Source organism: Frigoribacterium endophyticum, from assembly GCF_011759585.1.
Lineage (GTDB): Bacteria > Actinomycetota > Actinomycetes > Actinomycetales > Microbacteriaceae > Frigoribacterium > Frigoribacterium endophyticum.
Genome location: NZ_JAAOYV010000002.1, coordinates 447,160 through 471,588 on the forward strand (window position 1 = coordinate 447,160; position 24,429 = coordinate 471,588).

Here is a 24,429-nt window from a genome sequence, read left to right on the forward strand (position 1 = left end):
GCGACTCCCCCGTGACGTCACGACGCCCCGTCGGCTCAGGCCGGCGGGGCGTCGTCACGTCCGTGCCCCGGGTCGACCGGGGCGGCGAGGTCAGGGGCGGTTGCCGGCGTCCATGACGGACTGCACGAAGGCGGCGTCGCCGAGCACCACCGAGAAGACGGCGACGAGCTGCACGGCGGTCACGAGCGCGCCCGCGGCGAGAGGCACGAAGAACGAGAGACGGCCGGCTCGCAGTCGGCGCAGGGACCACCAGAGCATCACGACGAAGACGACCAGCGAGGTCACCGCGATCACGGCGCCCGCCGTCTGCAGGCCCGCCTGCGACGTGAACGTGTCGACGTCGTAGCCGCTGCGTCGGAGCAGGTCGAGCAGGGTCGCCGAGAAGTTCGGCACCAGCACGACGTTGCCCACCACGTTGTAGACGGCGAGGCCGATCAGCGCGAGCGTCGCGACGCGGTCCACCCGGCGCCCCGTGCTCAGGGCAGCAGGAGTCGCGGGGCCCGCCGTCGAGGCGGTCTGCGTCACCGGGGCTGCGCCCGGCCGGGCGTCCACGGCTCGCGACTCAGCGGCCTTCGCCGCCAGCTCGGCCTCCCGCGCCGCGGCCGCGTCGGCGACGGGGCTGACCCAGCCCTCGGGCGCGTACTCGCCGTACCGCGGGCGGGGACGGGCGTCGCGGGGGGCCGACGACTCGTCGGTCATCGGGTCCGTCCGCCGAGGGCCCGGCTGTCGACGGCGCCGGTGGAGTCGGTGCGGAGCTCCTTGGGCAGCGAGAACATGAGGTCTTCATGGGCCGTGACGACCTCGGAGACGTCGAGGTAGCCCGCATCGGCCAGGTCGTCGAGGACCTCCTTGACGAGCACCTCGGGCACCGACGCGCCGGAGGTGACGCCGACGGTCTCGACGCCGTCGAGCCACTCCTGCTTGATCTCGCTCGAGTAGTCGACGCGGTACGCGGCCTTGGCCCCGTGCTCGAGGGCGACCTCGACGAGGCGCACGCTGTTCGAGCTGTTGGCCGAGCCCACGACGATGACGAGGTCGGCCTCGACCGACACCTTCTTGATGGCGACCTGGCGGTTCTGCGTGGCGTAGCAGATGTCGTCGCTCGGGGGGTTCTGGATGGAGGGGAAGCGCTCGCGCAGGCGGCGCACGGTCTCCATGGTCTCGTCGACGCTGAGGGTCGTCTGCGACAGCCAGACGAGGTTCTCGGGGTCGTCGACGACGAGGTCGTCGACCTCGTCGGGGTTCTGCACGAGGGTCGTCCGGTCGGCGGCGTGGCCCATCGTGCCCTCGACCTCCTCGTGGCCGGCGTGGCCGATGAGGATGATGTGGCGGCCCTGCGACCCGAAGCGGACAGCCTCGCGGTGCACCTTCGTGACGAGGGGGCAGGTGGCGTCGATCGCCTGGAGGCCGCGGTCGGCCGCGCCCTGCACCACCGCCGGCGAGACGCCGTGGGCGCTGAAGACGACGTGCGACCCCTCGGGGACTTCCTCGACCTCGTCGACGAAGATCGCACCCTGGCTCTCGAGCGTCGAGACGACGTGGACGTTGTGGACGATCTGCTTGCGGACGTAGACCGGCGAGCCGTAGTGCTCGAGGGCCTTCTCGACGGCGATCACGGCGCGGTCGACACCGGCGCAGTAGCCGCGGGGAGCGGCCAGCAGCACGCGCTTGCGTCCGGCGACGGGGGTGTCCCGTAGCCTGTTGCGCACGGCGGGCACGCGGGGGGTCGGGAGGTCGACGGCGAGCGCGCCGTTCGTGATGTGGGCCACCAGGAGAGTGTAAGGCGCTCGACTGCCGACCCACTGGGAGCGGGGCACGCCCCGCGCCGCCGACCGAGCACCGACCACCACCCACGACCACCGGGAGCAGCATGACCATCGTCACCCCGCCGCCGACCGCCGAGGCCCCCTGGCCCGTGGGGCTGCTCGCCGCCAAGGTGCGCGACTGGATCGACCGCCTCGGCACGGCGTGGGTCGAGGGCGAGATCACGCAGTGGAACGTCTCGGGGGGCAACGTCTACGGCAAGCTCAAGGACCTCGAGCAGGACGCCACGATCTCGTTCTCGATCTGGTCGAGCGTGAAGTCGCGGGTGCCGGCCGACCTCAAGCAGGGCGACCGCGTCATCGCCGCGGTCAAGCCGAACTACTGGGTCAAGGGCGGCTCGCTCACCATGCAGGTGTTCGACATGCGCCACGTCGGGCTCGGCGACCTGCTCGAACGACTCGAGCGGCTCCGGCGCCAGCTCACCTCGGAGGGGCTCTTCGGCGCCGACCGCAAGCGCCCGCTGCCCTTCCTGCCGCAGTGCATCGGGCTGGTGACCGGCCGCGACAGCGACGCCGAGAAGGACGTCCTCCGCAACGCGCAGCTGCGCTGGCCGTCGGTCGCCTTCCGGGTCGTGCACGCCGCGGTGCAGGGCGACCGGATGGTGGGCGAGGTGACCGCCGCCGTGCAGCAGCTCGACGCCGACCCCGAGGTCGACGTCATCATCGTCGCGCGCGGCGGCGGCGACTTCCAGAACCTCCTCGGCTTCAGCGACGAGGGCCTGGTGCGCGCCGTGGCGGCGTGCACGACGCCCGTGGTCAGCGCCATCGGGCACGAGGCCGACCGGCCGCTGCTCGACGACGTCGCCGACCTCCGTGCCTCGACGCCGACCGACGCCGCGAAGCGCGTCGTGCCCGACGTGTCGGAGGAGCTCCAGCGCGTGCAGCAGGCCCGCACCCGCATCGGCCAGCGGCTCACCTCGCTGGTCTCGACCGAGATCGACCGGCTCGAGCAGCTCCGCAGCCGCCCGGTGCTCGCCTCGCCCCAGACCCTGGTCGACGTCCGCGCCGACGAGGTCGTGCGGGCCGTGGCCCGTGGCGAGGAGCTGCTCGCCCGGGCGGTCGAGCGCGCCCACACGCGCGTCTCCGAGCTGACCGCGCAGCTGCGGGCGCTGTCGCCCCAGGGCACGCTGCGGCGCGGCTACTCGATCGTGCAGCTGCCGGGGGGCGGCGTGCTGCGCGAACCCGACGACGCACCGGCCGGGGTCGAGCTCGTAGTCACCCTCGAGGGAGGCGCGGTGGGGGCCGTCAGCACCGGCGCCTTCTCCCCAGGCCGGTCGCCCTCCCCCGCCGGCGCGGGCCAGGGCCCCGCCGTCAGCTCTGCTCGGTAGCATGGTGCCCGTGACCACGACCCCCTCCGACTCCCCCGCGGCCAGCGCCGACTCCGCTCCCGACGTCTCGTCGCTGAGCTACGAGCAGGCCCGCGACGAGCTCGTCCGCGTCGTCGCCGAGCTGGAGCAGGGTGGGTCGACGCTCGAGCGGTCGCTGGCCCTGTGGGAGAGGGGCGAGGCCCTGGCCCGCCGCTGCGAGGAGTGGCTGATGGGCGCCCGAGAGCGCCTCGAGGCCGCTCGCCGCCAGGTGACCGCCGAATGAGCGGCGAGGGCAGGGGCCGACGCCCGAAGGAGCCCCGTGTCGTCGCCGAGCTCGGCCGCCCCGAGACGCCCGACGAGACGGCCCGGCGGAAGGCCGAGAACACCCGCAAGCACTACGCCAACCAGACGGCGAAGAACCTCACGCTCTCCATCCTCGCGTCGCTCGGCATCGTGCTGTTCCTCGTGCTCGTGGTCGTCCGCCCCGGTGGCACCGTCAACCGCCAGGTGATCGACTACCGCAGCGTCGCCGAGCAGTCCGAGGCCAGCGTCGACGTGCCGCTCGCCGCCCCCGCCCTGCCCGACGGCTGGTCGTCGAACCGTGCCGAGATCGACACGGGCACGGCCGACGGCGTCTCGACCTGGTACGTCGGCCTGATCACCCCGGCCGACCAGTTCATCGCCCTCGAGCAGGGCATCGACGCCAACGACACCTGGGTCAGCGCCGCCGTGCAGACGGCCGTGCCGAACGGCACCACGACGATCGGCGGGCTCGACTGGCTGGTCTACGACCAGCGCGACGCCGACGACCCCGGCAACTACGCCTACAGCCTGACGACCACCGTCGACCGCAGCTCGTACGTGCTGCACGGCACGGCCGACGACACCGAGTTCGAGACCCTGGCGACCGCCCTCGCCGAGCAGATCGCCGACGAGACGAGCACCCGATCGTGACCTCCCCCGAGACCACCGCCACGCCCTCGGCCCCCGAGCACCTGACCCCCGGCCAGGCCTGGCAGCGCATGGCCGACGGCAACGACCGCTTCGTCGCGAACAGCCCCGAGCACCCCCACCAGGACAGCGACCGGCGGTCGCTGCTCGCCGGCGGCCAGGAGCCCGTCGCCGCGCTCTTCGGCTGCGCCGACTCGCGCCTCGCGGCCGAGATCATCTTCGACGTCGGCCTCGGCGACCTCTTCGTCGTGCGGAACGCCGGCCAGGTCGTCGGCGACACCGTGATCGCCTCCCTCGAGTACGCGGTCTCGGTGCTCAACGTGCCGCTCATCGTCGTGCTGGGGCACGACAGCTGCGGCGCCGTCGCGACGGCCATCGAGTCGATGACCTCCACCGCGCCTCCCGGGTCGCGCTTCCTCGGCGACCTCGTCGAGATGATCGTGCCCTCGGTGCGCCGCGCCACGATCGACCTCGAGCCCGGGGCCGTGCTCGACCCCCGCTCGGTCGGCAAGCTGCACATCGAGGCCTCCGTCGAGACGCTGGTCGGCCGCTCGGCCCTGGTCGCCACGGCGATCGCCGAGGGTCGGCTCGCCGTCGTGGGGGCGAACTACGACCTCGCGAACGGCCGTGTCGACCGCTCGGTCGTCATCGGCCGCCTCTGAGACCACCCCCGGCGAGCCGGGGTCGAGAGCGCCCCACGAGGGCCACAGGAAGGGACCACGACGCCGTGACCACATCCGAGTACCGCATCGAGCACGACACGATGGGAGAGGTGCGGGTGCCCGCATCGGCGCTGTACCGCGCCCAGACCCAGCGTGCCGTCGAGAACTTCCCGATCTCGGGGGCCGGCCTCGAGCCGGCGCAGATCGTGGCGCTGGCGCGCATCAAGCGCGCCGCCGCGATCGTGAACGGCGAGATGGGCATCGTCGCCCCGGCCGTCGCCGACGCGATCGTCACGGCCGCCGACGCCGTGATCGGCGGCCAGCACCACGACCAGTTCCCGGTGGACGTCTACCAGACGGGCAGCGGCACCTCGTCGAACATGAACATGAACGAGGTTCTGGCGACGCTGGCCGGCACCGTCGACGGCACCCCGGTGCACCCGAACGACCACGTCAACGCCTCGCAGTCGTCGAACGACGTCTTCCCGACGTCGGTGCACGTCGCCGTCACGGGCGCTCTGCTCGAGCAGCTCGTGCCCTCGCTCGAGCACCTCGCCGAGTCGCTCGAGCGCAAGGCCGTCGAGTGGGCAGACGTCGTCAAGGCGGGCCGCACCCACCTGATGGACGCGACGCCGGTCACCCTCGGCCAGGAGTTCGGCGGCTACGCCCGCCAGATCCGGCTCGGGGTCGAGCGCGTGCGCGCCACGCTGCCCCGCGTCGCCGAGGTGCCGCTCGGCGGCACCGCGACCGGCACGGGCATCAACACGCCCGTCGGCTTCCCCCAGCGGGTCATCGCCGCCCTCGCGGCCGACAGCGGGCTGCCCGTCACCGAGGCCCTCGACCACTTCGAGGCCCAGGGCGCGCGCGACGCGCTCGTCGAGGCCTCGGGCGCCCTCCGCGTCGTCTCGGTGAGCCTGACCAAGATCAACAACGACATCCGCTGGATGGGCTCCGGGCCGAACGCCGGGCTCGGCGAGCTGCACGTCCCCGACCTGCAGCCGGGCTCGTCGATCATGCCGGGCAAGGTGAACCCGGTCATCCCGGAGGCCGTCCTCATGGTCTCGGCGCGCGTGATCGGCAACGACGCGACGATCGCCTGGGCCGGCGCCTCGGGGGCCTTCGAGCTCAACGTCGCCATCCCCGTGATGGGCACCGCCCTGCTCGAGTCGATCCGCCTGCTCTCGAACGGCGTGCGCGCCCTCGCCGACAAGACCGTCGACGGGCTCGAGGCCAACGTCGAGCACGCCCGCGCCCTGGCGGAGTCGTCGCCCGCGATCGTCACGCCCCTCAACCGCGTGATCGGCTACGAGGCCGCTGCCAAGGTCGCGAAGCACGCCGTGGCGCAGAAGCTCACCGTGCGCGAGGCCGTCGTCGACCTCGGCTTCGTCGAGCGCGGCGAGGTGACGGAGGAGCAGCTCGACTCCGCCCTCGACGTGCTGAGCATGACCCATCCGGGCTAGCTCGCCTCCGGGGCCGACGGCAGGCCCGGCCCGGGGCCGTCGACAGCCCCGGGCCGCGCCGGGCTGACCGGGGCCGTCACGCGGTGGAGGCGCCGGTCGCCTCCACCGTGACGGTCGCCCACCACGCGGCGAGCAGCACGGGCCCGAGCGGGACGCCCCGCGCGGGGCCCGTGCCCTCCGCGCCGCTGCCGAGCCGGGCGTCGCCCGGACCCCGGGCTCTGCGTGCGCGTCGGACCGCGACGGCGACGGCTCCGGCGGCCACGACGCTGCCCGTCGCGAGCACGGCTCCCCCGGCGATCTCCGCAGCGGTGCCCGTGAGCGCCGTCGACGTCGCCAGGGCGGCGCCGAGCTTGACGTCGCCCATGCCGAGGCCGCCCCACCACGAGACCGCTCCCCCGGCGACGAGCACGGCGACGCCCACCGCCAGCCCCTGCAGCACCGACGGCCAGGAGCCCGCGCCCGTCGCGGCGTGGAGCACCAGGCCCCCGAGCGTGGCCGCGACGAGCGGGCCCACGAGCCGGTCGGGCAGCCGACGGGAGACCAGGTCGGTGACCACGAGCCCGGGCGTGACCAGCAGCGCGACGGCGACGACGACCGCGACGGCCGGGGGCGGCGAGGACGCCAGCACCACGGCCGCCAGGAGCGCGGCGGGCACGGCGGCGGCCACGACCAGGTGCCAGCGCCGGCGCAGGGCACGTGCTCGGCCTGCCGGTCGGGGCGCGGGAGCGGCGGGAGGGGGGTCCGGTGGCGTCGTCATGCGCCGAGGGTGCCGCGCAGCGCACCTCGTCGCGGGCGCCGTGGTCGCCGATCGGGGACCGCGGCCCTCGTGACCGGGCTGGGGAGGACCGGGCGACCCGCGCCTCCCCGGTGGTGCCCTCCGGCCCGGCGACGGCGGCGCGGCGGGTCGTGGTCGGCCCCGGCGGGCGGGCGCCCACCCGCCGGGGAGCACACCGACCCGCCGCACCCCCGCAGGGGGCCGTGCGACGGCCCGGCTCAGCTCAGCTCGTTCGACTCCAGCAGCTCGGTGACGAGCGCCGCGATGGCGCTCCGCTCCGACCGCGTCAGCGTGACGTGCCCGAACAGCGGGTGCCCCTTGAGCGTCTCGATCACCGAGGCGACGCCGTCGTGGCGGCCGACCCGCAGGTTGTCGCGCTGCGCGACGTCGTGGGTCAGCACGACCCGCGAGTTCTGCCCGATGCGGCTCAGCACCGTGAGCAGCACGTTCCGCTCGAGCGACTGGGCCTCGTCGACGATCACGAACGCGTCGTGCAGCGAGCGCCCGCGGATGTGCGTGAGGGGCAGCACCTCGAGCAGGCCGCGCTCGACGATCTCGTCGAGGACGTTCTGCGAGACCAGGGCGCCGAGCGTGTCGAACACCGCCTGGCCCCACGGGTTCATCTTCTCGCCGGCGTCGCCGGGCAGGAAGCCGAGGTCCTGCCCGCCGACCGCGTAGAGCGGGCGGAACACCATGATCTTCTTGTGCTGCTGCTTCTCGAGCACCGCCTCCAGCCCCGCGCAGAGCGCGAGCGCCGACTTGCCGGTGCCCGCGCTGCCGCCGAGCGAGACGATGCCCACCTCGGGGTCGAGCAGCAGGTCGATGGCGAGCCGCTGCTCCGCCGAGCGTCCGTGCAGGCCGAACACGTCGCGGTCACCGCGCACCAGCCGCGCCTCGCCCCGGGCCGTCACGCGGCCGAGGGCCGAGCCGCGGTCGGAGTGCACGACGACGCCGGTGTTGACCGGCACGTCGCCGAGCGCGCGCGAGCTGAGCCGCTCCGTCTCCCAGAAGGTCGCCATCTGCTCGCTCGAGACGTCGAGCGCCATCTGCCCGGTGTACCCGCTGTCGACGACCTGCTCGGCGCGGTACTCCTCCGCGGCCAGGCCGATCGACGCCGCCTTGACGCGCAGCGGCAGGTCCTTCGAGACGACGGTGACGGCGAGGCCGTCGGCGGCGAGGTTGCTGGCCACGGCGAGGATGCGCGAGTCGTTGTCGCCGAGCTGGAGCCCGGAGGGCAGCACCGACATGTTCGAGTGGTTCAGCTCGACCCGGAACGACCCGCCGTCGCCGACCGCCACGGGGAAGTCGAGGCGGTCGTGCTGCACGCGCAGGTCGTCGAGCAGCCGCAGCGCCTGCCGGGCGAAGTAGCCGAGCTCGGGGTCGTGCCGCTTGCCCTCGAGCTCGCTGACCACCACGACGGGCAGGACGACGTCGTGCTCGGCGAAGCGGAAGACCGCCTGCGGGTCGGAGAGGAGGACGGAGGTGTCGAGCACGTACGTGCGCTGAGCGACCGACGTGCCACGCGCCTCCCCGGCGAGGGTCTCGGCAGCGCGTCCGTGGCCGCTGCCCGGCCCGCGGTCGGTGCCGCGGTCGGTGCTCTGATCGGTCCGGGTCTCGGTGCGGGGCTCGTTCAGCGAGGTCACGACGACTCCATCTCCGGGTGCCTGGGCACCCGTTCGCTTGCGGCGGAGACGGCCGGAGTGCGACACGAGGACGAACTTTCGTGGCCGCCTCGACCGGACGACTTGCCCGGTGATGCGAACCTACGACGAGCCCGGCGGCCGTGTCGACGGCGACGCGCCGCGTCGTGTGACGATCAGGTGAACGACCCTCATGCTCTGGTCGAGACCTGGACGACGCCGAGGGCAGGGCCCCGAGGAGTCGCGGTGCCGGCCGCCCGCGCCGGTCGCCGCTAGTAGGTGACCGCGCTCCCGAACGACGTCAGCGCCGCCCGCAGCAGGTCGAACGACTCGTCGTCGTTCGACACGTGGGTGCTGAGCCGCACCGTCGTGTCGCGCACCGTCGCGGTGACGCCGTGGTTGATGAACGCGGCCGTGAGGGTCGTCAGCTGTGCCGGCTCGGGCTGGAGCACGACGATGCCGGCCCGCTCCGCCTCGTCGCGCGACGACATGACGGGCACCGCGGCCTCGTCGGCGAGGTCGATCAGCCGGGAGGCGCGCTCGGCGACCGCCGCCGCGATGGCCGGCACCCCGACCGCCGTGACGGCCTCGGCGGCCGTGGCGAGCCGGGCCTGCGCGATGGGGTCGGGGTTCGCCACCTGGAACGCGGCCGCGCCGGCCCGGACGGGCACCGGCTGGTCGTACCGGCCGCCGAGCACGAGCTCGGAGCCCGCGACGCCGGTGAACACCGGGGTGAGCTCGGTCGCGGCGCGCTCGCTGAGCGCCAGGAAGCCCGTGCCCCAGCCGGCGCGCAGCCACTTCTGGCCGCCGGCCATGACGACGTCGGCCAGCGACCACGGCAGGTCGGCGACGCCGAGGCCCTGGACGGCGTCGACGATCAGCAGGCGGTCGCCGATGACCTGGCGGATGCCCTCGAGGTCAGCGAGGTACCCCGTGCGGTAGTCGACGGCGCTCACGGCCACGGCCGTGGTCGACGACGTGAGGTGCTCCTGCACGAGGGCGGGCGTCACGGCGCCGTAGGTCGGGTCCATCCAGACCGGGTCGAGCACCCGCAGGGCCGACGAGGCGCGGGTCACCGCGAGCGGCAGGCTCGGGTACTCGCGGGCCGAGAGGACGATCTGCCCGGTGAGGCCGAACATCGTGTGCAGCAGGCCCTCGCTGGTGTTGGGCTGGAAGACGACCTGGTCGGCGGGGAACCCGACGAGCGCCGAGACCGCCCGGCGCACGCGGCCGGCCTGCTCGTCGAGGGCGATCTCCGAGCCGTGCCGCGAGCGGGCCTGCAGGTCGACGAGGCCGCGCTGCTCCTCCGCGACCGGGGTCGAGATGGGGCCGTACTTGGCGAAGTCGAAGTAGCCGGGCTCGTCGGCGAAGCCGGCGGCGAACTCGTCGATGGTGGTCACGGTCGGCTCCTCGGGTGGGGGTCAGCCTCCTACGGTAGTGCGCGACGCGCCGGCGCGTCGCCCTGAGGCCCCCCTGCTGTCCGGGAGGAGGCGCGGGTCAGCGCCCGGAGGACAGCCCTGCCGTCAGCTGCCGTACCGCCGGTGCCGGAGCGCGAAGTCGCGCACCGCCCGGAGGAAGTCGACCTCGCGGAGGTCGGGGTAGAAGGCCTCGACGAAGTAGAACTCGCTGTGGGCGCTCTGCCAGAGCATGAAGTCGCTGAGCCGCTGCTCGCCCGAGGTGCGGATGACGAGGTCGGGGTCGGGCTGCCCGCCGGTGTAGAGGTGCTGCGCGATGAGCTCGGGCGTGAGCACCTCGGCGAGCGCGTCGAGGGTGCCGCCCGCGGCGTCGTGCTCGCGGACGATGCTGCGCATGGCGTCGGCGATCTCGCGACGCCCGCCGTACCCGACGGCGAGGTTGACGTGCAGCCCGCCACGGTCGGCCGTGCTCGTCTGCGCCCGCGAGAGCGACTCGCGGAGCGACGGCGGCAGGTCGTCGGTCGACCCCACGTGCTGCACCCGCCAGTCGCGCTGCCGCGACAGCTCGTCGGCGACGTCGCCGATGATGCCGAACAGCTCGGTGAGCTCGTCGGAGGCGCGGTTGCCGAGGTTGTCCGCCGACAGGAGGTAGAGGGTCACCACCCGGATGCCCAGGTCGTCGCACCAGGTGAGGAACTCGCTGATCTTCGCGGCGCCCGCCCGGTGGCCGTGCGCGGCCGTCTCGAGCATGCGGAGCTTGGCCCACCGCCGGTTGCCGTCGACGATCATGGCGACGTGGTGCGGCAGCTCCGCGCCCTCGAGCTCACGGCGGAGCCGACGCTGGTAGAGGCCGTAGAGCACGCCACCGGCCAGGGGGGTGCGCCGACGGTTCTTCACGTGCCTACGTTAACCCACGCTCGGCGGGAGATTCCCAGCGCCTCGTCCCCCGCCTCCCCGGCCCCTCGCCTACGCTCGGGGGCATGAGCACGACCCCCGCGCGCGACGGCGTGGCCGAGGACGGCGGCGCCGACCTCCCGAACCTGCCCCTCCTCGACGACGCCCTCGACTACGCGTCCATCGAACGCAAGCCGACCTGGCGCGGCTGGATCCACGCCGCGACCTTCCCGGTGGCGATCGCCACCGGCGTGGTGCTCGTCGTGCTGGCCGACGGCACCGCCGCGACGTGGGCCTCGGCCGTCTTCATGACGACCTCGCTGCTGCTCTTCGGGATCTCGGCGACGTACCACCGGTTCCCGTGGAGCCCCGGCGCCAAGATGTTCCTCAAGCGGCTCGACCACTCGAACATCTTCCTGCTCATCGCCGGCACCTACACGCCCATCGCGGCCATCGCGCTGCCGCCGGGCAAGTCGGAGCTGCTGCTCGTGCTCGTCTGGACGGCGGCGGCCCTCGGCATCGCCTTCCGGGTCTTCTTCATCCACGCGCCGCGCTGGCTGTACGTGCCGCTCTACGTGCTGATGGGCGTCGGCGCGCTGGGCTTCCTGCCCGACCTCGTCGCGGCGAGCGTGCCGATGACGGTGCTCGTGCTGGTCGGCGGGCTGCTCTATGTCGTGGGCGCCACGTTCTACGGCCTGAAGCGCCCGAACCCGGCACCGGGCCACTTCGGCTTCCACGAGCTGTTCCACGCCTGCACGGTGGCGGCGTACCTCTGCCACTGGAGCGGGATCCTCGTGCTGGCGCTGAACGCGCCGTCGTTCGGCTAGGCCCGGGGCCCGCCCTCGCGGAACGGCTCGTCGTCGCCCTGGCCGGGCCGCGCCTCCTCGTCCAGGCCCGCCGCGGCCTGGCTCGCCTCGGCCCGCTCGGCCTCGATGCGCTCCCGGACCTCGCCGCGGTAGCGCGTGCGGCGCACCCGCCGCGTCATGTCGACGATGATCAGCACGGTCGCGATCGCCACGAACGCGATCGCGACGAAGCCCCAGACGCCGGGCGTGACGGCCTCGTCGGGCACGGTCGAGGCCGGCAGCGTCGGCGACGGGGTGGAGGGCTGCGCGAGGAGGCGCACGGTCGCCCCGAGGGCGAGGTCGCCGAGGGCGGTCACGAGCGCTCCGTCCCGACGAGGCCGGTGTCGGGGTCGACGACGCCGGCGAAGAGGTCGGTCTCGGGCAGGGTCGACTCGACGGTCGACTCGACCAGCTGGAAGTCCTCCGTCGGCCAGGCCCGCACCTGGAGGTCGTTCGGCCAGAAGAAGAACGCGCTGTCGAGCGGCACCTGGCTCGCGTGGGCGCGGAGGGCCGCGTCGCGCACGGGGAAGAAGTCGGAGACCGGCACCTTCGTGGTGGCCAGGTCGGGCCGGTCGCTGAAGCGCTCGAGCATCTCGGCGAGGCGCTCGATCAGCGGCGACTCCGGATCGCTCTCGCGGAGGTGGCTGATCATCGCCTCGATGCGGCCCGTGCTGAACATCCGGTCGTAGTAGACCTTCTCGATCGACCACGGCTCGCCCGTGGCAGGGTAGCGCGCGGGGTCGGCGGCGGCGCGGAAGGCCTCCATCGAGATCTCGTGGGTGCGGATGTGGTCGGGGTGCGGGTAGCCGCCGTTCTCGTCGTAGGTGATGAGCACCTGCGGGCGGAAGCGACGGATGACGGCGACGAGGGGCTCGGCGCTCGTCTCGAGCGGGATCGTCGCGAACGAGTTCACGGCGACCGGCTCGCCCTCGGCCGGCAGCCCGGAGTCGGCGTAGCCGAGCCAGACGTGGTCGACGCCCATCGCCTCCTGGGCGGCGCGCATCTCGTGGACGCGCAGGCCGGCGATGTCGCGCTCGGCGTGGTGCCGGGCCTCCAGCTGCTCGTTGAGGATGGAGCCCTGCTCACCACCGGTGCAGCTGACGACGAGGACCTCGACGCCGAGGCTGCGGTAGTGGGCGTACGTCGCCGAGCCCTTGCTGGACTCGTCGTCGGGATGGGCGTGGACGGCCAAGAGGCGCAGGGTCACGGGTTCCTCGCAATTCGTGCAGGGCAGACGTTGCTACCCTGTGACCAGGATAATCGGACGGAGTCCCGAGTGGCGTCCACGCCCCCCGCAGCATCTCCGGCGCCCTCGACGCCGGCCCCCGACACGGCTCGCTCGTCGCACCTCGACGACCGCTACGGCCGGTCGCCGGGCACGCGCCGCCGGCGCACGGTGATCGCCGTCTCGGTCGCGGTCGCCTTCGTCGTGGTCTTCGCCGCCTGGGTCGTCTTCGCCGCCTTCGACGGCGACGGGTCGAAGCTCGAGAGCACCGACGTGGGCTACACCGTGCTCGACGACCGCTCGGTCGACGTGCAGTACACCGTCAGCGTGCAGCCGGGCACCGAGGTCAGCTGCGCCGTCCAGGCGCAGAACCAGAAGTTCGCGATCGTCGGCTGGAAGGTCGTCCACCTTCCCGCCGCGGCGCAGCACTCGACCACGTACACCACCTCGCTGGCCACCAGCGAGCGGGCGGTGACGGGGTTGATCTACGAGTGCTGGCTTCCGTAGACTGCATCGGATCACCGGAGACCGGCCACTCGGCCGGTCTCCTTCTTTCGAGGGGCGTGCCTCGTCCGCCCCGCGGCTCCCCGCACGCGCGACGTGAGCACCCGTGACCGGACCACCCGCGCGGGCGACCGCGCGGCCGGGCCGCCACACGAACGGAGACACCATGAACGACGCCAACGACGCCACGACCTGGCTGACGCCCGACGCCCGCGACCGCCTCCAGGCCGAGCTCGCCACCCTGAGCGGCGAGGGCCGCAAGGAGATCACCGCCCGCATCGAGGCGGCGCGTGAAGAGGGCGACCTCAAGGAGAACGGCGGCTACCACGCCGCGAAGGACGAGCAGGGCAAGATGGAGGCGCGCATCCGGGTGCTCACCAACCTCCTGAAGAACGCCACGGTCGGCGAGTCGACCGCTGCCGCCGGCATCGTCGGCCCCGGCACCGTCGTCACCGCGACGATCGCCGGCGACCCCAGCACCTTCCTGCTCGGCAACCGCGAGATCATCGCCGCCGACAGCGACCTCTCGGTCTACAGCGAGACCAGCCCGCTCGGCCAGGCCATCAACGGCCTGAAGGTCGGCGACTCGACGAGCTACACGGCCCCCAACGGCAAGGAGATCGCGGTCTCCGTCACCGCGGTCGAGACCTACACGCCGTAGTCTCGGCGCTGACGACGACGGCCCCCGCTCCTCGGAGCGGGGGCCGTCGTCGTCCTAGAAGTCGACGCGGGGCTCGTAGCCGGCGTCGCGGAGGCGCTGCAGCACGTGTTGGACGTGCTCGGGGCCGCGCGTCTCGACGCTGAGCTCGAGCTCCACCTCGCTGATCTGCAGCCCGCGGCCGTGCCGGGTGTGCAGCACCTCGACGACGTTCGCGTTCGCGTCGGACAGGATCTCCGACACCCGGGTCAGCTGACCGGGGCGGTCGGGCAGGCCGACCCGCAGCTTGAGGTAGCGCTCGGCAGCCGCGAGCCCGCGGCCGATCACGCGCTCCATCATCAGGGGGTCGATGTTGCCCCCGCTGAGGACGATGACGGTGGTGCCGAGGTCGCGCACCTGCTCGGTGAGCACCGCGGCCACGCCGACGGCGCCCGCGGCCTCGACGACGAGCTTCGCGCGCTCGAGCATGACGAGCATCGCGCGGGCGGTGTCGTCGTCGCTGACCGTGACGACCTCGTCGACGGTCTCGCGGACGATCTCGAAGTTCAGCACGCCCGGCTTCGCGACCGCGATGCCGTCGGCGATCGTCGGCAGGGCCTCGATGTCGGTGCGGACGCCGCGCTTCATCGACACCGCGTAGGGGGCCGCGTTGACCGCCTGCACCCCGATGATGCGGACGTCGCGGCCCGTCCGGGCGGCGTTCTGCTTGAGGGCGCTCGCGACGCCCGAGATGAGCCCGCCGCCGCCGATCGGCACGATGACCGTGTCGACGTCGGGCACCTGGTCGAGGATCTCGAGGCCGACGGTGCCCTGCCCGGCGACGACGTCGGGGTGGTCGAAGGGCGGGATGAAGACGGCGCCGGTGGTGGCCGCGAACTCCTTGGCGGCCATCAGCGACTGCTCGACGGCGTGGCCGCTGAGCACCACGTCGGCCCCGTAGTCGCGGGTGGCCTGCAGCTTGGGCAGGGCGACCCCGACCGGCATGAAGATGGTGGCGGCGATGCCGAGCTCCCGCGCCGCGAAGGCCACGCCCTGGGCGTGGTTGCCGGCCGAGGCGGCCACGACCCCCCGCGCCTTCTCGACGTCGGAGAGCTGCGTGAGGCGGTTGTAGGCGCCCCGGATCTTGTACGAGCCCGTGCGCTGCAGGTTCTCGCACTTGAGGTACACCGGCGAGCCCAGCACGTCGGCCAGGAACCGCGAGCTCTCCATCGGCGTGACGCGGGCGACCGTCGAGACGCGGACCCGCGCCTCCTCGATCTCGGCCAGGGTGGGCCCGGCGATGGTGAGGTCAGGCATCAGCGGCCTTTCGGGACGGGGAGGGACGAGCGGAGGCGGCGGCCGGGTCGACCGAGGAGGGGGACGTGACCGCGGGGGACGTGGCCGCGGGGCCGACCACGGTGCCGCCCCCGGTGTTCGGGGCGGGGGCGCCGGCCGACGGGCCCGGGGGCACCCGACCCGGCGGAGCGGGCACCGACCGTGGCCCGTCGCGCCAGCTGCCGCCCGCGACGTACGAAACCATGACGTTCAGCACCGCGACGACGGGCACCGCGAAGAGCGCGCCGGGGATGCCCGCGAGGAGGGCGCCCGCCGCGACCGCGAAGACCACGGCCAGCGGGTGCACCTTGACGGCGCCGCCCATGACGAAGGGCTGCAGCACGTGGCCCTCGATCTGCTGCACGATGATCACGACCACGAGCATCGCCAGCGCCACCAGCCAGCCGTTGTAGACCAGCGCGATGACGACGGCGACGGTGCCGGTCGCGACCGCGCCGACCACGGGCACGAACGAGCCGAGGAAGACCGCGATGGCGATCGGCGCGACGAGCGGGAGGCCCAGGAAGAACGCGCCCAGGCCGATGCCCACGGCGTCGACCGCGGCGACGAGGATCTGCACCTTGACGAAGTTGGTCAGCGTCGTCCAGCCGGCGCGGCCCGCGCCGTCGACGGCCGTCCGGGCGCGTCGCGGGAAGAGACGGACGAACCAGCGCCAGATGTCGCCGCCGCCGGCCAGGACGAAGATCGTCGAGAAGAGCACGAGCACGAGCCCGGCGCCGACGTGGCCGGCCGTCGTGCCGACGGAGAGGGCGCCGCGCAGGAGCGGCTGGCTGTCCTGCTGCAGGGCGGTCACGGCGTCGGTCACGTAGCCGTTCAGCTGCGCCTCGGTGAGGTGCAGGGGCGAGTCGAGCAGCACGCCCTTCAGCTCGACGTACGAGGCCACCGACCGGTCGCGCAGCTGGGGCCAGCCGTCGATGATCTGCAGCACGACGAGGTAGAGCAGCCCGGCCACGACGACGACGAAGCCGACGAGGCTGACGACGACGGCGAGCCACTTCGGCCAGCCGTGCCGCTGCAGCCACGACGAGAGGGGCACGAGCAGCGCCGCGATGAGCAGGGCCACCATGAACGGCACGACGATGATGCGCAGCTGGATGACCAGCCAGACGAAGACGGCGATGACGCCGACGATCGCGAGGACGCGCCACGACCACGCGCCGGCGACGACGACGCCGCGGGGCAGGGCGCCGTCGAGGTCGCCCTCCGTACGGCGCTCGGTGGTGGCCTCCGGGCCCGTGACGGAGGCCGGCGGGAGCGCCGCGGCGCCGGGCACGGGCTCGGCGGGCACGGGCTCGGCGGGCACGGGCGTCGCGACGCCGCTGCCCGGGGGGCGTCGGAGGAGCCGTCGGAGGCGGTTCATGCGCTCAGTGTAGGTGTCGCGGCCGACCGTGACGCCCGCGCCACATGCCCCTCCCGGCATGCTGACCCCGTCTCGTGCCCGGCTGCGTCGGCACCGGGACACGAGGAGGCGCGGGCCGGGTCGGCCGTGTCGGCGGCCGTCGGTAGGGTCGCCCCGTGACCCGCGACGCCCTCTCCCCCGCCCAGGCCCGCCGCACGGCCCTCGCCGCGCAGGGCCTCGGCCGGCCCGTCGCCGAGGCGGCAGGCCCCCGGGTCGTCGGCGCCCGGCAGCTCCACGGCGTCGTCGACCGCCTCGGCCTGCTGCAGATCGACTCGGTGAACGTCTTCGAGCGCAGCCACCACCTCCCCGTCTTCGCGCGTCTCGGCCACTACGACCGCGACCGGCTCGACGGGCTGCTGTTCGCCCCGCGCGGGCGGTACGTCGAGTACTGGGCGCACGAGGCCGCGCTGCTGCCCGTCGAGACCTGGCCGCTGATGCGCTGGCGCATGGACGACCACCGGGCCCGGGCGGAGGGCGACCCCGGGTCGTGGCTGTCGGCCAACGCCCGGACGGCCGCCTGGCTGCTCGACGAGCTGCGCGGCGAGGGCCCGCTGCCCGCGAGCCTCGTCGAGCACGACGCGAACCGGCGCACGGGGCCGTGGTGGGGCTGGAGCGACGTCAAGCGCGGGCTCGAGGCGCTCTTCCGCGTGGGGGCGCTGGTCAGCGCCGGGCGACGACGCTTCGAGCGGGTGTACGCGCTGCCCGAGCAGGTGCTGCCCGCCGAGCTCCTCGCCGTCGAGGTGGGGCGGGAGGAGGCCCACCGTCGACTGCTCGCCCACGCGGCCCGCGCCTCCGGCGTGGCGACCACCGCCGACCTCGCCGACCACTGGCGCATGAAGACGGCCGACGTCGTGCCCGCCCTGCACGACCTGGCCGACCAGGGCGTCGTGACGCCGGTGACCGTGCCGGGCTGGCCGCGGGGCGGCTGGCTGCACCGCGACGCGACCTTCCCGCGGGGGATCACCGCCGACGCCCTGCTCTCGCCGTTCGACCCCGTGGTCTGGACCCGGCCCCGGGCGGAGCGCCTGTTCGGGTTCCGCTACCGGATCGAGATCTACACCCCGCAGGAGAAGAGGGTGCACGGCTACTACGTGCTGCCGGTGCTGCAGGGCGACCAGCTCGTCGCCCGCGTCGACCTGAAGAGCGACCGGCAGGCCCGCGTGCTGCGGGTCCAGGCCTCGTGGCGGGAGCGCGACCTGCCCGTCGACGTCGACCGGCTCGCGGCCCTGCTGGCGCGGGCGGCCCGCTGGCAGGGGCTCGAGCGGGTGGAGGTCGTCGACCGGGGCGACCTCGCGGCGACGCTGCGGGGCGCCGTCGGGGCGGGTGACGTGGCAGCCGCCCACGACGCCGGTGCGGGCGACGTCAGCTAGGGGTCAGAACTGGACGCGCGGCGGCTCGGCGATGGTCGACGGCTGCTCGACCTCGAAGAAGTCGCGCTGCGAGACGCCCAGGCGCGGGGCGAAGAGCCGCGCCGGGAAGCCGGCGGCCTTCGCGTTCAGCTCGCGGACGCCGCCGTTGTAGGAGCGACGGGCGGCCTGGAGGCCGTCCTCGGTCTCGACGAGCTCGGACTGCAGCTGGAGGAACGACTGGCTCGCCTGCAGCTGGGGGAACGACTCGGAGACCGTGAAGGCCCCGCGGAGGGCGGTCTGCAGGTGCCCCTCGGCGGTCGACGCGGCCGCCGGGGTGCTCGCCTCGAGGGTCTCGACCCGGGCGCGCTCGACGGTCTCGAGCGCCTTGGTCTCGTGCGACGCGTAGCCCCTGACCTGCTCGACGATCGTCGGCACCAGCTCGGCCCGGCGGCGCATCTGGACGACGATGCCGTCCCACGCCTCGTCGACCCGGGTGCGGAGCGCCACGAGCGAGTGGTACGACGCCCAGGCCCAGATGCCCGCGAGGAGCAGGAGGAGGACGACGACGCCGACGGCGACGAGGATGCCGGTGAGGCCGGGTTGCATGACGGGTGACTCCTCCAGGTGCGTGGCGACCCGCGGCCGAGCGGGAGGCTCGGAGACGTCGTCGGGTCGGGGCTCGGTCCGGAGAACACTATAAATGCGCCCGACGGGGCCTCCACGTCGACTGGGCGTTCTCGGAGCGAACTCACGACATGCGTCGTCGACCGGCGCGGAGGAGCACACGGTCCTCCTCCGCGCAGCGGATTGACTTGTCCCCCGCGGCCGTGCTGAATGGGTCTCAGTGATCGACCTCCCGCCCTCCGCCGCCCCGCGACGCCCGGCACCGACCGGCCGCCCCGCGGGCCTCCGGCACGCCTCGGCGCAGGGCAGGGCCCGGGCGTCCGTCACCGTGGCCCTCGCGGCCGTCCTGGGCCTCGCGCTGCTGCTCGCCGGGCCGTCCGCACCCGGCTGGGCGGCGGCGAGCCCGACCCCGTCGCCGGCGCCGCCCTCCCTCGGTGCCCCGCCCACGACTCCCCCGCCCACCGCCGAGCCGGCAGCGCCGACGATCGGCTCGGTGGGCGACAGCGCGACGGGCACGGTGCTCGTCAGCGGCACCGCGACCGCCGACGCGCGCGTCAAGGTCTCCGTCAGCGGCTCGGGCACGTTCCGCACCCTCTGCGACGCGGTGACGGCCGGCGCCGACGGGGCGTGGTCGTGCTCCGGGCCGGTGCCCACCGGCGCAGGCTGGACGGCGACGGCCCGCGACCTCGACCAGCCGAGCGCGCCCGACGTCGACTCGGGCCCGTTCTCGGTGCTGACCCCGCCGACCGTCCGCGGCGGCCTCCTCGTGGGCGGCAAGCTCTCCGGCACGGCCGCGCCCGGCGCCACGGTGACCGTCACGGCCGGCGGCGGCGCCCGCGCCACGGCGACCGCCGGCGGCGACGGGTCGTGGACGACGACGCTGCCCGCCTCCTCCTTCCCCTCCGGCTCGTACACGGTGACCGCGACGCAGTCGTCGCCCTCCGTGCCCGACGTGCCCAGCTCCGCCGCCTCGAGCGCCGTCTCGGTGCGGGTCGACCGCGACCCGCCCGGCGCGCCGCGCCTCACCTCGCCGACGGCCGGGCAGCGGATCGCCGCGCAGCCCGTGACCGTCACCGGCAGCGGCGAGGCCGGAGCACTCGCGACCGTCTACGTCGACAGCTCCCCCGTCTGCCAGGTCGTCGTCGGCGACGGCCCGTGGTCGTGCAGCACCGCCGGCTCCGACCTCCCCCTCGGCTCGCACGTCGTCCAGGCCGCCCTCGTCGACCCGGCGGGCAACTACGGGCCCCCCTCGGCCGGCGTCACCGTGACCGTGGTCGACCCGGGGTCGGCCGTCGCGCCTCCCGTCGTGGGCCCCACGCCTCGCCCCGGCGCCACGCCCGCCCCCACCGCCGCCCCGTCGCCCCCAGGCCCGTCGACGTCGGCCGCGCCGGTCGCGCCCGGGTCGCCGGGCGGCGACGGCGGATCGCCGACCGACGACGCCGCAGGAGGCGCGGGGGGCGCCCCCGGCGCCGGTGACGGCCCCCGGGGCACCTGGGCCACCGCCACCTCGTTCGGGGAGCACCTGCCCACGCTCGGCCAGACCCTCGGCGGCCCGGCCTGGGCGCTCGCCGGCGGTCTGGCGCTGCTGTTCCTCCTGCTCGTGGCCGCGCCGGCCCGCCTCGCGGCCGCGTCACTGCGCGGGAGGCAGCGACGGCGCCGCGCCTCGCTGACCGGCCGCAACCGCGGCGTCGAGCTGCCCACGTCGTTCAGCGCGGCCACGGTCAGCCCGTGGCTGCCGGTCGCCCTGGCACTGGTCGCGGGCGCCGCCGTCACGGCCGTCGCCGCCGGCGTCGACGACGAGCTGCAGTACGCCCGCCTGGCGCTCGGCATCGTGATCGGCCTCGTCGTGCTCAACGGGCTGGGCGTGGCGCTGCCCGCCCTGCTCGTCGCGCGGGCCCGGGGTCTGGCCCTGCGCGTGCGGATGTCACCGCGCCTCCTGCTGGCGGCCGTCGTGGCGTGCGCGGCCACGCGGGCCCTCTCGCTCGACCCGCCGCTCGTGCTGGGGGTGCTGCTCACGGGCGCCCTCGTCGCCGTGCCGTCGTCGTCCGGGCGACACCGCGGCGCGGAGGCCCCGCGCGAGCCCGACTCCCGTGACGGCGGCGTCGCGGCGGCCGCGCAGCTCGGAGCCCTCGTCGTGCTCGGCGGGGCGGCGTGGGTGCTCCACGGCGTCGTGCCCGGGGCTGCGGCCGGGGCCGGCGCGGGCGCTGAGCTCGCCCGCGAGACGCTCGCGACCGTGTGCCTGGCCGGGCTCGGCTCGCTCGTCGTCTCGCTCGTGCCGCTCGGTGGCCTGCCGGGGCGACGCGTCTGGGCCTGGTCGCGCGGCGCCTACGTCGGGCTCGTCGTGGTCGGCGTGAGCGTCGCCGCGGTGGTCTTCGTCGGGGCGCCGACGGCGGCGTTCCCGGTCGTGCCGCTCGTGGCGGCCAGCGCGGTCGCGGCGCTCGCGGCCGTCGCGGCCTGGCTCTGGCTGCGCGTGGTCGAGCCCGCGGGCCGCGAGGCCTGAGCCGCGCCCGTCGCCCGCGTCGGCCGCGTCGCCCTGACGGCGTGACCGTGCCCCCGCAGGGATTCGAACCCTGACTTGGACGATTTTAAGTCGCCTGCCTCTGACCAGTTGGGCTACGAGGGCCTCCCCCGAGCCTACGAGACGGCGGCGGCGGCCGTCGCACGGACACGACGACGCCCGCCGTGCTGACGAGCAGCAGGGCGGGCGTCGTGGTCGGCCGCTCGAGGCGGCCGGTGCCGTGACTACTCGGCGGCGGGCACCGCGTCGGTGCCGGCGACGTCGGTCGACGCTCCGGTCCCGCGGGCCGAGCCACCGGCCGTGGCCCCGACCTTCTCGCCCTCGGCGGGCGCGCTGCCGTCGGCGTCGACCGGGTTCGCGTAGGCGGGGCCGGGCTCGCCGGCGGCCTTGCCGATCTCGGGCGCGGGTGCGGCGGCGGGCTCGTCGGCGGCCGGCTTCGGGCGCGACGCGAACGCCTCGAACGCGGCACGGGGGCGCTCACGGTCGTCGAGCGAGACGATGTCGCGGCCGAGCCAGAAGTTGTTCCACCAGCCGGTGACGACGCGGAACTTGCGCTCGAAGGAGGGCATCGCCATGCCGTGGTAGCCGCGGTGCGCGGCCCAGGCCGGGAAGCCCTTCAGCACGAACTTGCCGCTCTGGAAGACACCGGTGCCGAGGCCCAGGCCCGCGACGGCGCCGAGGTTCTCGTGCACGTAGTCGACGGGCTCCTCGCCGCGGAGCACGGCGGTGATGTTCTTGGCGAGCTGCTTGCCCATGCGGACGGCGTGCTGGGCGTTCGGCACGCAGAAGCCGCCGACGCCCTTGCCCGTGAGGTCGGGCGTCGCCGCGACGTCGCCGCAGGCCCAGGCGCCGGGCACGATGGTCTCGCCGTCGACGACGCGGAGGTCGGCCTGCACGGTGATGCGGCCGCGCTGCTCGAGGGGGAAGTCGGTGGAGCGCACCATCGGGTTGGCCATGACCCCGGCCGTCCAGACGATGAGGTCGGACTCGAACGACTCGCCGGTCGACAGCTCGATCTTGCCGCCGACGGCAGACTGCAGCTGCGTGTCGAGGTGCACCGTGGCGGCGCGCTCGGCGAGGTTCTTCAGCACCCAGTGGCTCGTCTCGAGCGACACCTCGGGCATGATGCGGCCCATCGCCTCGACGAGGTGGAAGTGCGTGTCGTCGATGGTGAGGGTCGGGTACTTCTTCAGCAGGTCGCTGGCGAAGCTGCGCAGCTCGGCGAAGATCTCGATGCCGGCGAAGCCGCCGCCGACGACCGTGACCGTCAGCAGGCGGTCGCGCAGCGGGCCGGCGGGCAGGTCGGCCGCCTTCGCGAAGTTGGTGAGGAGCTTGTCGCGGATCGCCGCGGCCTCCTCGATGGTCTTGAGGCCGATGGCCTCGTCGGCCACGCCCGGGATGGGGAAGGTGCGCGACACGGCACCGGCCGTCATGACGATCTGGTCGTACTGCATCGTCCACGCGTCGCCGACGGACGGGGTGATCGTCGCGGTCTTCGTGGCGTGGTCGACCGCGGTCACCTTGGCGGTGACGACCCTCGTCTTCTTGAGGTGGCGGCGGAGCGAGACCACGGCGTGACGGGGCTCGATCGAGCCGGCCGCGACCTCGGGCAGGAAGGGCTGGTACGTCATGTAGGGCAGCGGGTCGACGACCGTCACCGACGCCTCCCCCTGACGGAGGTGCTTCTCGAGCTTCCAGGCGGTGTAGAAGCCGGCGTAGCCGCCGCCGACGATCAGGATTTCAGGCACGGTGAAGGCTCTCCTCGTTGTGGGGTGTCGGAGGAGACTTTACTCCTGCCGACGGCCCCGCCCGTACTGCCGGGCGGCGCCGACCCCGACGAGCACCAGGGCCCCGCCGAAGACCGCGAAGACGATGAGCGGGACGCCCGTCGACCGCATCGTCTCGACCGTGGGCAGCAGGGCCGACAGCCGCTCGCCGTCGGGGGTCTCGGGGGTGGGCACCGGCGCCGGCTCGACGGGCACGGCCGACGAGCTGCCGTCGGGCACGACCTCGTCGGCGCGGCGGTGCACGCGGATCCACTCCGAGAGGTCGCCCATCGGGTTCGCCTCGACGTGCGGCACGTCGCGGGTGACCGCCGCCGCCGCGTCGACGAGCCCGTAGCCGTAGAGGGGGTCGGGCTGGCTCGCGCCGCGCGGCTCGGCCGTCGCGACCACGCGGTTGATGACGTCGTCGGCGTCGAGCTCGGGGTGGGCGGCCCGCACGAGGGCGACGATCCCCGCGACGAGGGGCGTGGCGCCGCTCGAGCCGTTCCAGCTGTAGTGGACGTCGTCGGGGCCGACCCCGACGAGCTTCTCGCTCGGCGCCGCGACCCCGATGGTGATGCCCTGGCTCGACGCGTCGAAGCTCGCCGTGCCCGAGCGGTCGACGCCCGCGACGGTCAGCACGCCGGGCATCGTCGCCGGCGCGCCCACCTCGGTCGTGCCGCTGCCGCGGTTGCCGGCCGCGGCCACCACGACCACGTCGTGCTCCATCGCGTAGAGGAACGCGTCGTCCCAGCTGGTCGGCCAGTCGAGCGTGTTGCGGGTCAGCGACATGTTGATGACGTCGGCCCCGTGGTCGACCGACCAGCGGACCGCGTCGGCGATCTGGGTGTCGGAGTCGACGGCGCCGCTGCCGAAGCCGACCGACACCGAGAGCAGGCTCGCCTCGGGCGCGACGCCGATGACGCCGTCGCCGCTGCCCGTGCCGCGGCCGGCGAGCATCGAGCCGACGAGGGTGCCGTGCGCCGGGTCGTCCGTCCCGACCGGGGTCTGCCCGTCGGGGCTGCCCTGGCCGCTGACGTCCGTCCCGCCGACGACGGCTCCCTGGAGCTCGCGCACCGACCCGTCGACGCCGGTGTCGATGACCGCCACCGTGACTCCTGCCCCCCGGGTGGTCTGCCAGGCCTGCTCGATGCCGTAGTCGGCGAGCCAGTACTGCTGGTCGCGGATCGCGTCGGCACGCGCCGAGGCCGCGGGCAGCACGACGAGGGCGGCCGCGGCGACGACCGCCGCGACGCTGACGCCCCCTCGCCGCCCCACGGCG

23 protein-coding genes and 1 tRNA gene are annotated in these 24,429 nt (G+C 74.3%); 10 read left to right on the top strand and 14 right to left on the bottom strand.

Annotated elements, in window-relative coordinates; genetic code table 11:
• Nucleotides 1-90 precede the first annotated feature (90 nt).
• Nucleotides 91-699 carry a DUF6264 family protein gene (locus tag FHR77_RS09415; protein ID WP_167259854.1) on the bottom strand — a complete coding sequence of 203 codons (609 nt, stop codon included), beginning with the start codon at nt 697-699 and terminating at the stop codon, nt 91-93.
• Nucleotides 696-1,769: a 4-hydroxy-3-methylbut-2-enyl diphosphate reductase gene (locus FHR77_RS09420; protein ID WP_167259856.1), complete on the bottom strand. Its 1,074-nt coding sequence runs from the start codon at nt 1,767-1,769 to the stop codon at nt 696-698. The genes FHR77_RS09415 and FHR77_RS09420 overlap by 4 nt, the downstream gene beginning before the upstream one ends.
• A 101-nt stretch (nt 1,770-1,870) precedes the next feature.
• Between FHR77_RS09420 and xseA the strand changes: the two genes are divergently transcribed.
• The 5 genes from xseA to FHR77_RS09445 all read left to right on the top strand — a co-directional run bounded on the left by xseA (nt 1,871) and on the right by FHR77_RS09445 (nt 6,203).
• Nucleotides 1,871-3,151 carry an exodeoxyribonuclease VII large subunit gene (gene xseA, locus FHR77_RS09425; RefSeq protein WP_167259858.1) on the top strand — a complete coding sequence of 427 codons (1,281 nt, stop codon included), beginning with the start codon at nt 1,871-1,873 and terminating at the stop codon, nt 3,149-3,151.
• Nucleotide 3,152: 1 nt separating this feature from the next.
• Complete coding sequence (locus tag FHR77_RS09430; protein ID WP_056056660.1) at nt 3,153-3,413, top strand: exodeoxyribonuclease VII small subunit; 261 nt, start codon at nt 3,153-3,155, stop codon at nt 3,411-3,413.
• Nucleotides 3,410-4,084 (top strand): DUF4245 domain-containing protein, encoded by a 675-nt coding sequence (locus FHR77_RS09435; RefSeq protein ID WP_167259860.1) that lies wholly within the window; start codon nt 3,410-3,412, stop codon nt 4,082-4,084. The genes FHR77_RS09430 and FHR77_RS09435 overlap by 4 nt, the downstream gene beginning before the upstream one ends.
• Nucleotides 4,081-4,743, top strand: coding sequence for a carbonic anhydrase (locus tag FHR77_RS09440; RefSeq protein ID WP_341777301.1), 663 nt, complete (start codon nt 4,081-4,083; stop codon nt 4,741-4,743). The genes FHR77_RS09435 and FHR77_RS09440 overlap by 4 nt, the downstream gene beginning before the upstream one ends.
• 65 nt (nt 4,744-4,808) lie before the next feature.
• Nucleotides 4,809-6,203: an aspartate ammonia-lyase gene (locus FHR77_RS09445; RefSeq protein WP_167259862.1), complete on the top strand. Its 1,395-nt coding sequence runs from the start codon at nt 4,809-4,811 to the stop codon at nt 6,201-6,203.
• A gap of 76 nt (nt 6,204-6,279) precedes the next feature.
• Here the strand turns inward: FHR77_RS09445 and FHR77_RS09450 are convergent, their stop codons facing one another.
• The 4 genes from FHR77_RS09450 to FHR77_RS09465 all read right to left on the bottom strand — a co-directional run bounded on the left by FHR77_RS09450 (nt 6,280) and on the right by FHR77_RS09465 (nt 10,930).
• On the bottom strand, nt 6,280-6,960 hold the full coding sequence (locus tag FHR77_RS09450; RefSeq protein ID WP_167259864.1) for a prepilin peptidase: 681 nt from the start codon (nt 6,958-6,960) through the stop codon (nt 6,280-6,282).
• 236 nt (nt 6,961-7,196) lie between these two features.
• Nucleotides 7,197-8,621: an RNA 5'-3' helicase PhoH2 gene (locus FHR77_RS09455; protein WP_341777302.1), complete on the bottom strand. Its 1,425-nt coding sequence runs from the start codon at nt 8,619-8,621 to the stop codon at nt 7,197-7,199.
• 269 nt (nt 8,622-8,890) lie between these two features.
• Complete coding sequence (locus FHR77_RS09460) at nt 8,891-10,018, bottom strand: aminotransferase class V-fold PLP-dependent enzyme (RefSeq protein WP_167259866.1); 1,128 nt, start codon at nt 10,016-10,018, stop codon at nt 8,891-8,893.
• Between the two features lie 123 nt (nt 10,019-10,141).
• On the bottom strand, nt 10,142-10,930 hold the full coding sequence (locus FHR77_RS09465; protein WP_235491255.1) for an isoprenyl transferase: 789 nt from the start codon (nt 10,928-10,930) through the stop codon (nt 10,142-10,144).
• Nucleotides 10,931-11,013: 83 nt separating this feature from the next.
• Here FHR77_RS09465 and trhA point away from each other — a divergent pair, with 83 nt between their 5' ends.
• Nucleotides 11,014-11,754 (top strand): PAQR family membrane homeostasis protein TrhA, encoded by a 741-nt coding sequence (gene trhA / locus FHR77_RS09470; RefSeq protein WP_167259868.1) that lies wholly within the window; start codon nt 11,014-11,016, stop codon nt 11,752-11,754.
• Here the strand turns inward: trhA and FHR77_RS15610 are convergent.
• Both FHR77_RS15610 and mca read right to left on the bottom strand, forming a co-directional pair.
• Nucleotides 11,751-12,089 carry a hypothetical protein gene (locus FHR77_RS15610; protein WP_208380778.1) on the bottom strand — a complete coding sequence of 113 codons (339 nt, stop codon included), beginning with the start codon at nt 12,087-12,089 and terminating at the stop codon, nt 11,751-11,753. The two genes, trhA and FHR77_RS15610, sit on opposite strands and share 4 nt — an antisense overlap.
• Nucleotides 12,086-12,979, bottom strand: coding sequence for a mycothiol conjugate amidase Mca (gene mca, locus FHR77_RS09480; protein ID WP_341777303.1), 894 nt, complete (start codon nt 12,977-12,979; stop codon nt 12,086-12,088). The genes FHR77_RS15610 and mca overlap by 4 nt, the downstream gene beginning before the upstream one ends.
• Before the next feature lie 69 nt (nt 12,980-13,048).
• Between mca and FHR77_RS09485 the strand changes: the two genes are divergently transcribed.
• Both FHR77_RS09485 and greA read left to right on the top strand, forming a co-directional pair.
• On the top strand, nt 13,049-13,504 hold the full coding sequence (locus tag FHR77_RS09485; RefSeq protein ID WP_167259870.1) for a DUF4307 domain-containing protein: 456 nt from the start codon (nt 13,049-13,051) through the stop codon (nt 13,502-13,504).
• Nucleotides 13,505-13,667: 163 nt separating this feature from the next.
• Nucleotides 13,668-14,162 carry a transcription elongation factor GreA gene (greA, locus tag FHR77_RS09490; RefSeq protein WP_056056674.1) on the top strand — a complete coding sequence of 165 codons (495 nt, stop codon included), beginning with the start codon at nt 13,668-13,670 and terminating at the stop codon, nt 14,160-14,162.
• 54 nt (nt 14,163-14,216) lie between these two features.
• Here the strand turns inward: greA and ilvA are convergent, their stop codons facing one another.
• Nucleotides 14,217-15,455 (bottom strand): threonine ammonia-lyase, encoded by a 1,239-nt coding sequence (ilvA, locus tag FHR77_RS09495; RefSeq protein WP_167259872.1) that lies wholly within the window; start codon nt 15,453-15,455, stop codon nt 14,217-14,219.
• Entirely contained in the window at nt 15,448-16,854 is a 1,407-nt protein-coding gene (locus tag FHR77_RS09500; protein ID WP_208380779.1) for an AI-2E family transporter, read from the bottom strand. The genes ilvA and FHR77_RS09500 overlap by 8 nt, the downstream gene beginning before the upstream one ends.
• Nucleotides 16,855-17,009: 155 nt before the next feature.
• Between FHR77_RS09500 and FHR77_RS09505 the strand changes: the two genes are divergently transcribed.
• A complete protein-coding gene (locus FHR77_RS09505) occupies nt 17,010-18,263 on the top strand; it encodes a DNA glycosylase AlkZ-like family protein (RefSeq protein ID WP_167259874.1) in 1,254 nt (417 codons plus the stop codon).
• Nucleotides 18,264-18,266: 3 nt separating this feature from the next.
• Here FHR77_RS09505 and FHR77_RS09510 read toward each other — a convergent pair whose 3' ends face one another.
• Nucleotides 18,267-18,848 (bottom strand): LemA family protein, encoded by a 582-nt coding sequence (locus FHR77_RS09510; RefSeq protein WP_056056679.1) that lies wholly within the window; start codon nt 18,846-18,848, stop codon nt 18,267-18,269.
• A 238-nt stretch (nt 18,849-19,086) separates the two neighbouring features.
• Between FHR77_RS09510 and FHR77_RS09515 the strand changes: the two genes are divergently transcribed.
• The gene (locus tag FHR77_RS09515) at nt 19,087-21,366 is read left to right on the top strand and encodes a hypothetical protein (protein ID WP_167259876.1); all 2,280 of its coding nucleotides are present in this window, start codon (nt 19,087-19,089) and stop codon (nt 21,364-21,366) included.
• Between the two features lie 48 nt (nt 21,367-21,414).
• On the opposite strand, the gene FHR77_RS09520 is transcribed toward FHR77_RS09515, so the two are convergent.
• The 3 genes from FHR77_RS09520 to FHR77_RS09530 form a co-directional block, all read right to left on the bottom strand.
• Nucleotides 21,415-21,489 (bottom strand) — tRNA-Leu (locus FHR77_RS09520).
• Between the two features lie 119 nt (nt 21,490-21,608).
• Nucleotides 21,609-23,132, bottom strand: coding sequence for an FAD-dependent oxidoreductase (locus FHR77_RS09525; protein ID WP_167259878.1), 1,524 nt, complete (start codon nt 23,130-23,132; stop codon nt 21,609-21,611).
• 39 nt (nt 23,133-23,171) lie between these two features.
• Nucleotides 23,172-24,425 (bottom strand): S8 family serine peptidase, encoded by a 1,254-nt coding sequence (locus FHR77_RS09530; protein ID WP_341777305.1) that lies wholly within the window; start codon nt 24,423-24,425, stop codon nt 23,172-23,174.
• Nucleotides 24,426-24,429 lie beyond the last annotated feature (4 nt).

Coding starts and splice junctions, on each gene's coding strand:
- FHR77_RS09415 (WP_167259854.1), bottom strand. CDS start 699: ATGACCGACGAGTCGTCGGCCCCCCGCGACGCCCGTCCCCGCCCGCGG.
- xseA (WP_167259858.1), top strand. CDS start 1,871: ATGACCATCGTCACCCCGCCGCCGACCGCCGAGGCCCCCTGGCCCGTG.
- FHR77_RS09430 (WP_056056660.1), top strand. CDS start 3,153: ATGGTGCCCGTGACCACGACCCCCTCCGACTCCCCCGCGGCCAGCGCC.
- FHR77_RS09435 (WP_167259860.1), top strand. CDS start 3,410: ATGAGCGGCGAGGGCAGGGGCCGACGCCCGAAGGAGCCCCGTGTCGTC.
- FHR77_RS09450 (WP_167259864.1), bottom strand. CDS start 6,960: ATGACGACGCCACCGGACCCCCCTCCCGCCGCTCCCGCGCCCCGACCG.
- trhA (WP_167259868.1), top strand. CDS start 11,014: ATGAGCACGACCCCCGCGCGCGACGGCGTGGCCGAGGACGGCGGCGCC.
- greA (WP_056056674.1), top strand. CDS start 13,668: ATGAACGACGCCAACGACGCCACGACCTGGCTGACGCCCGACGCCCGC.
- ilvA (WP_167259872.1), bottom strand. CDS start 15,455: ATGCCTGACCTCACCATCGCCGGGCCCACCCTGGCCGAGATCGAGGAG.
- FHR77_RS09500 (WP_208380779.1), bottom strand. CDS start 16,854: ATGAACCGCCTCCGACGGCTCCTCCGACGCCCCCCGGGCAGCGGCGTC.
- FHR77_RS09510 (WP_056056679.1), bottom strand. CDS start 18,848: ATGCAACCCGGCCTCACCGGCATCCTCGTCGCCGTCGGCGTCGTCGTC.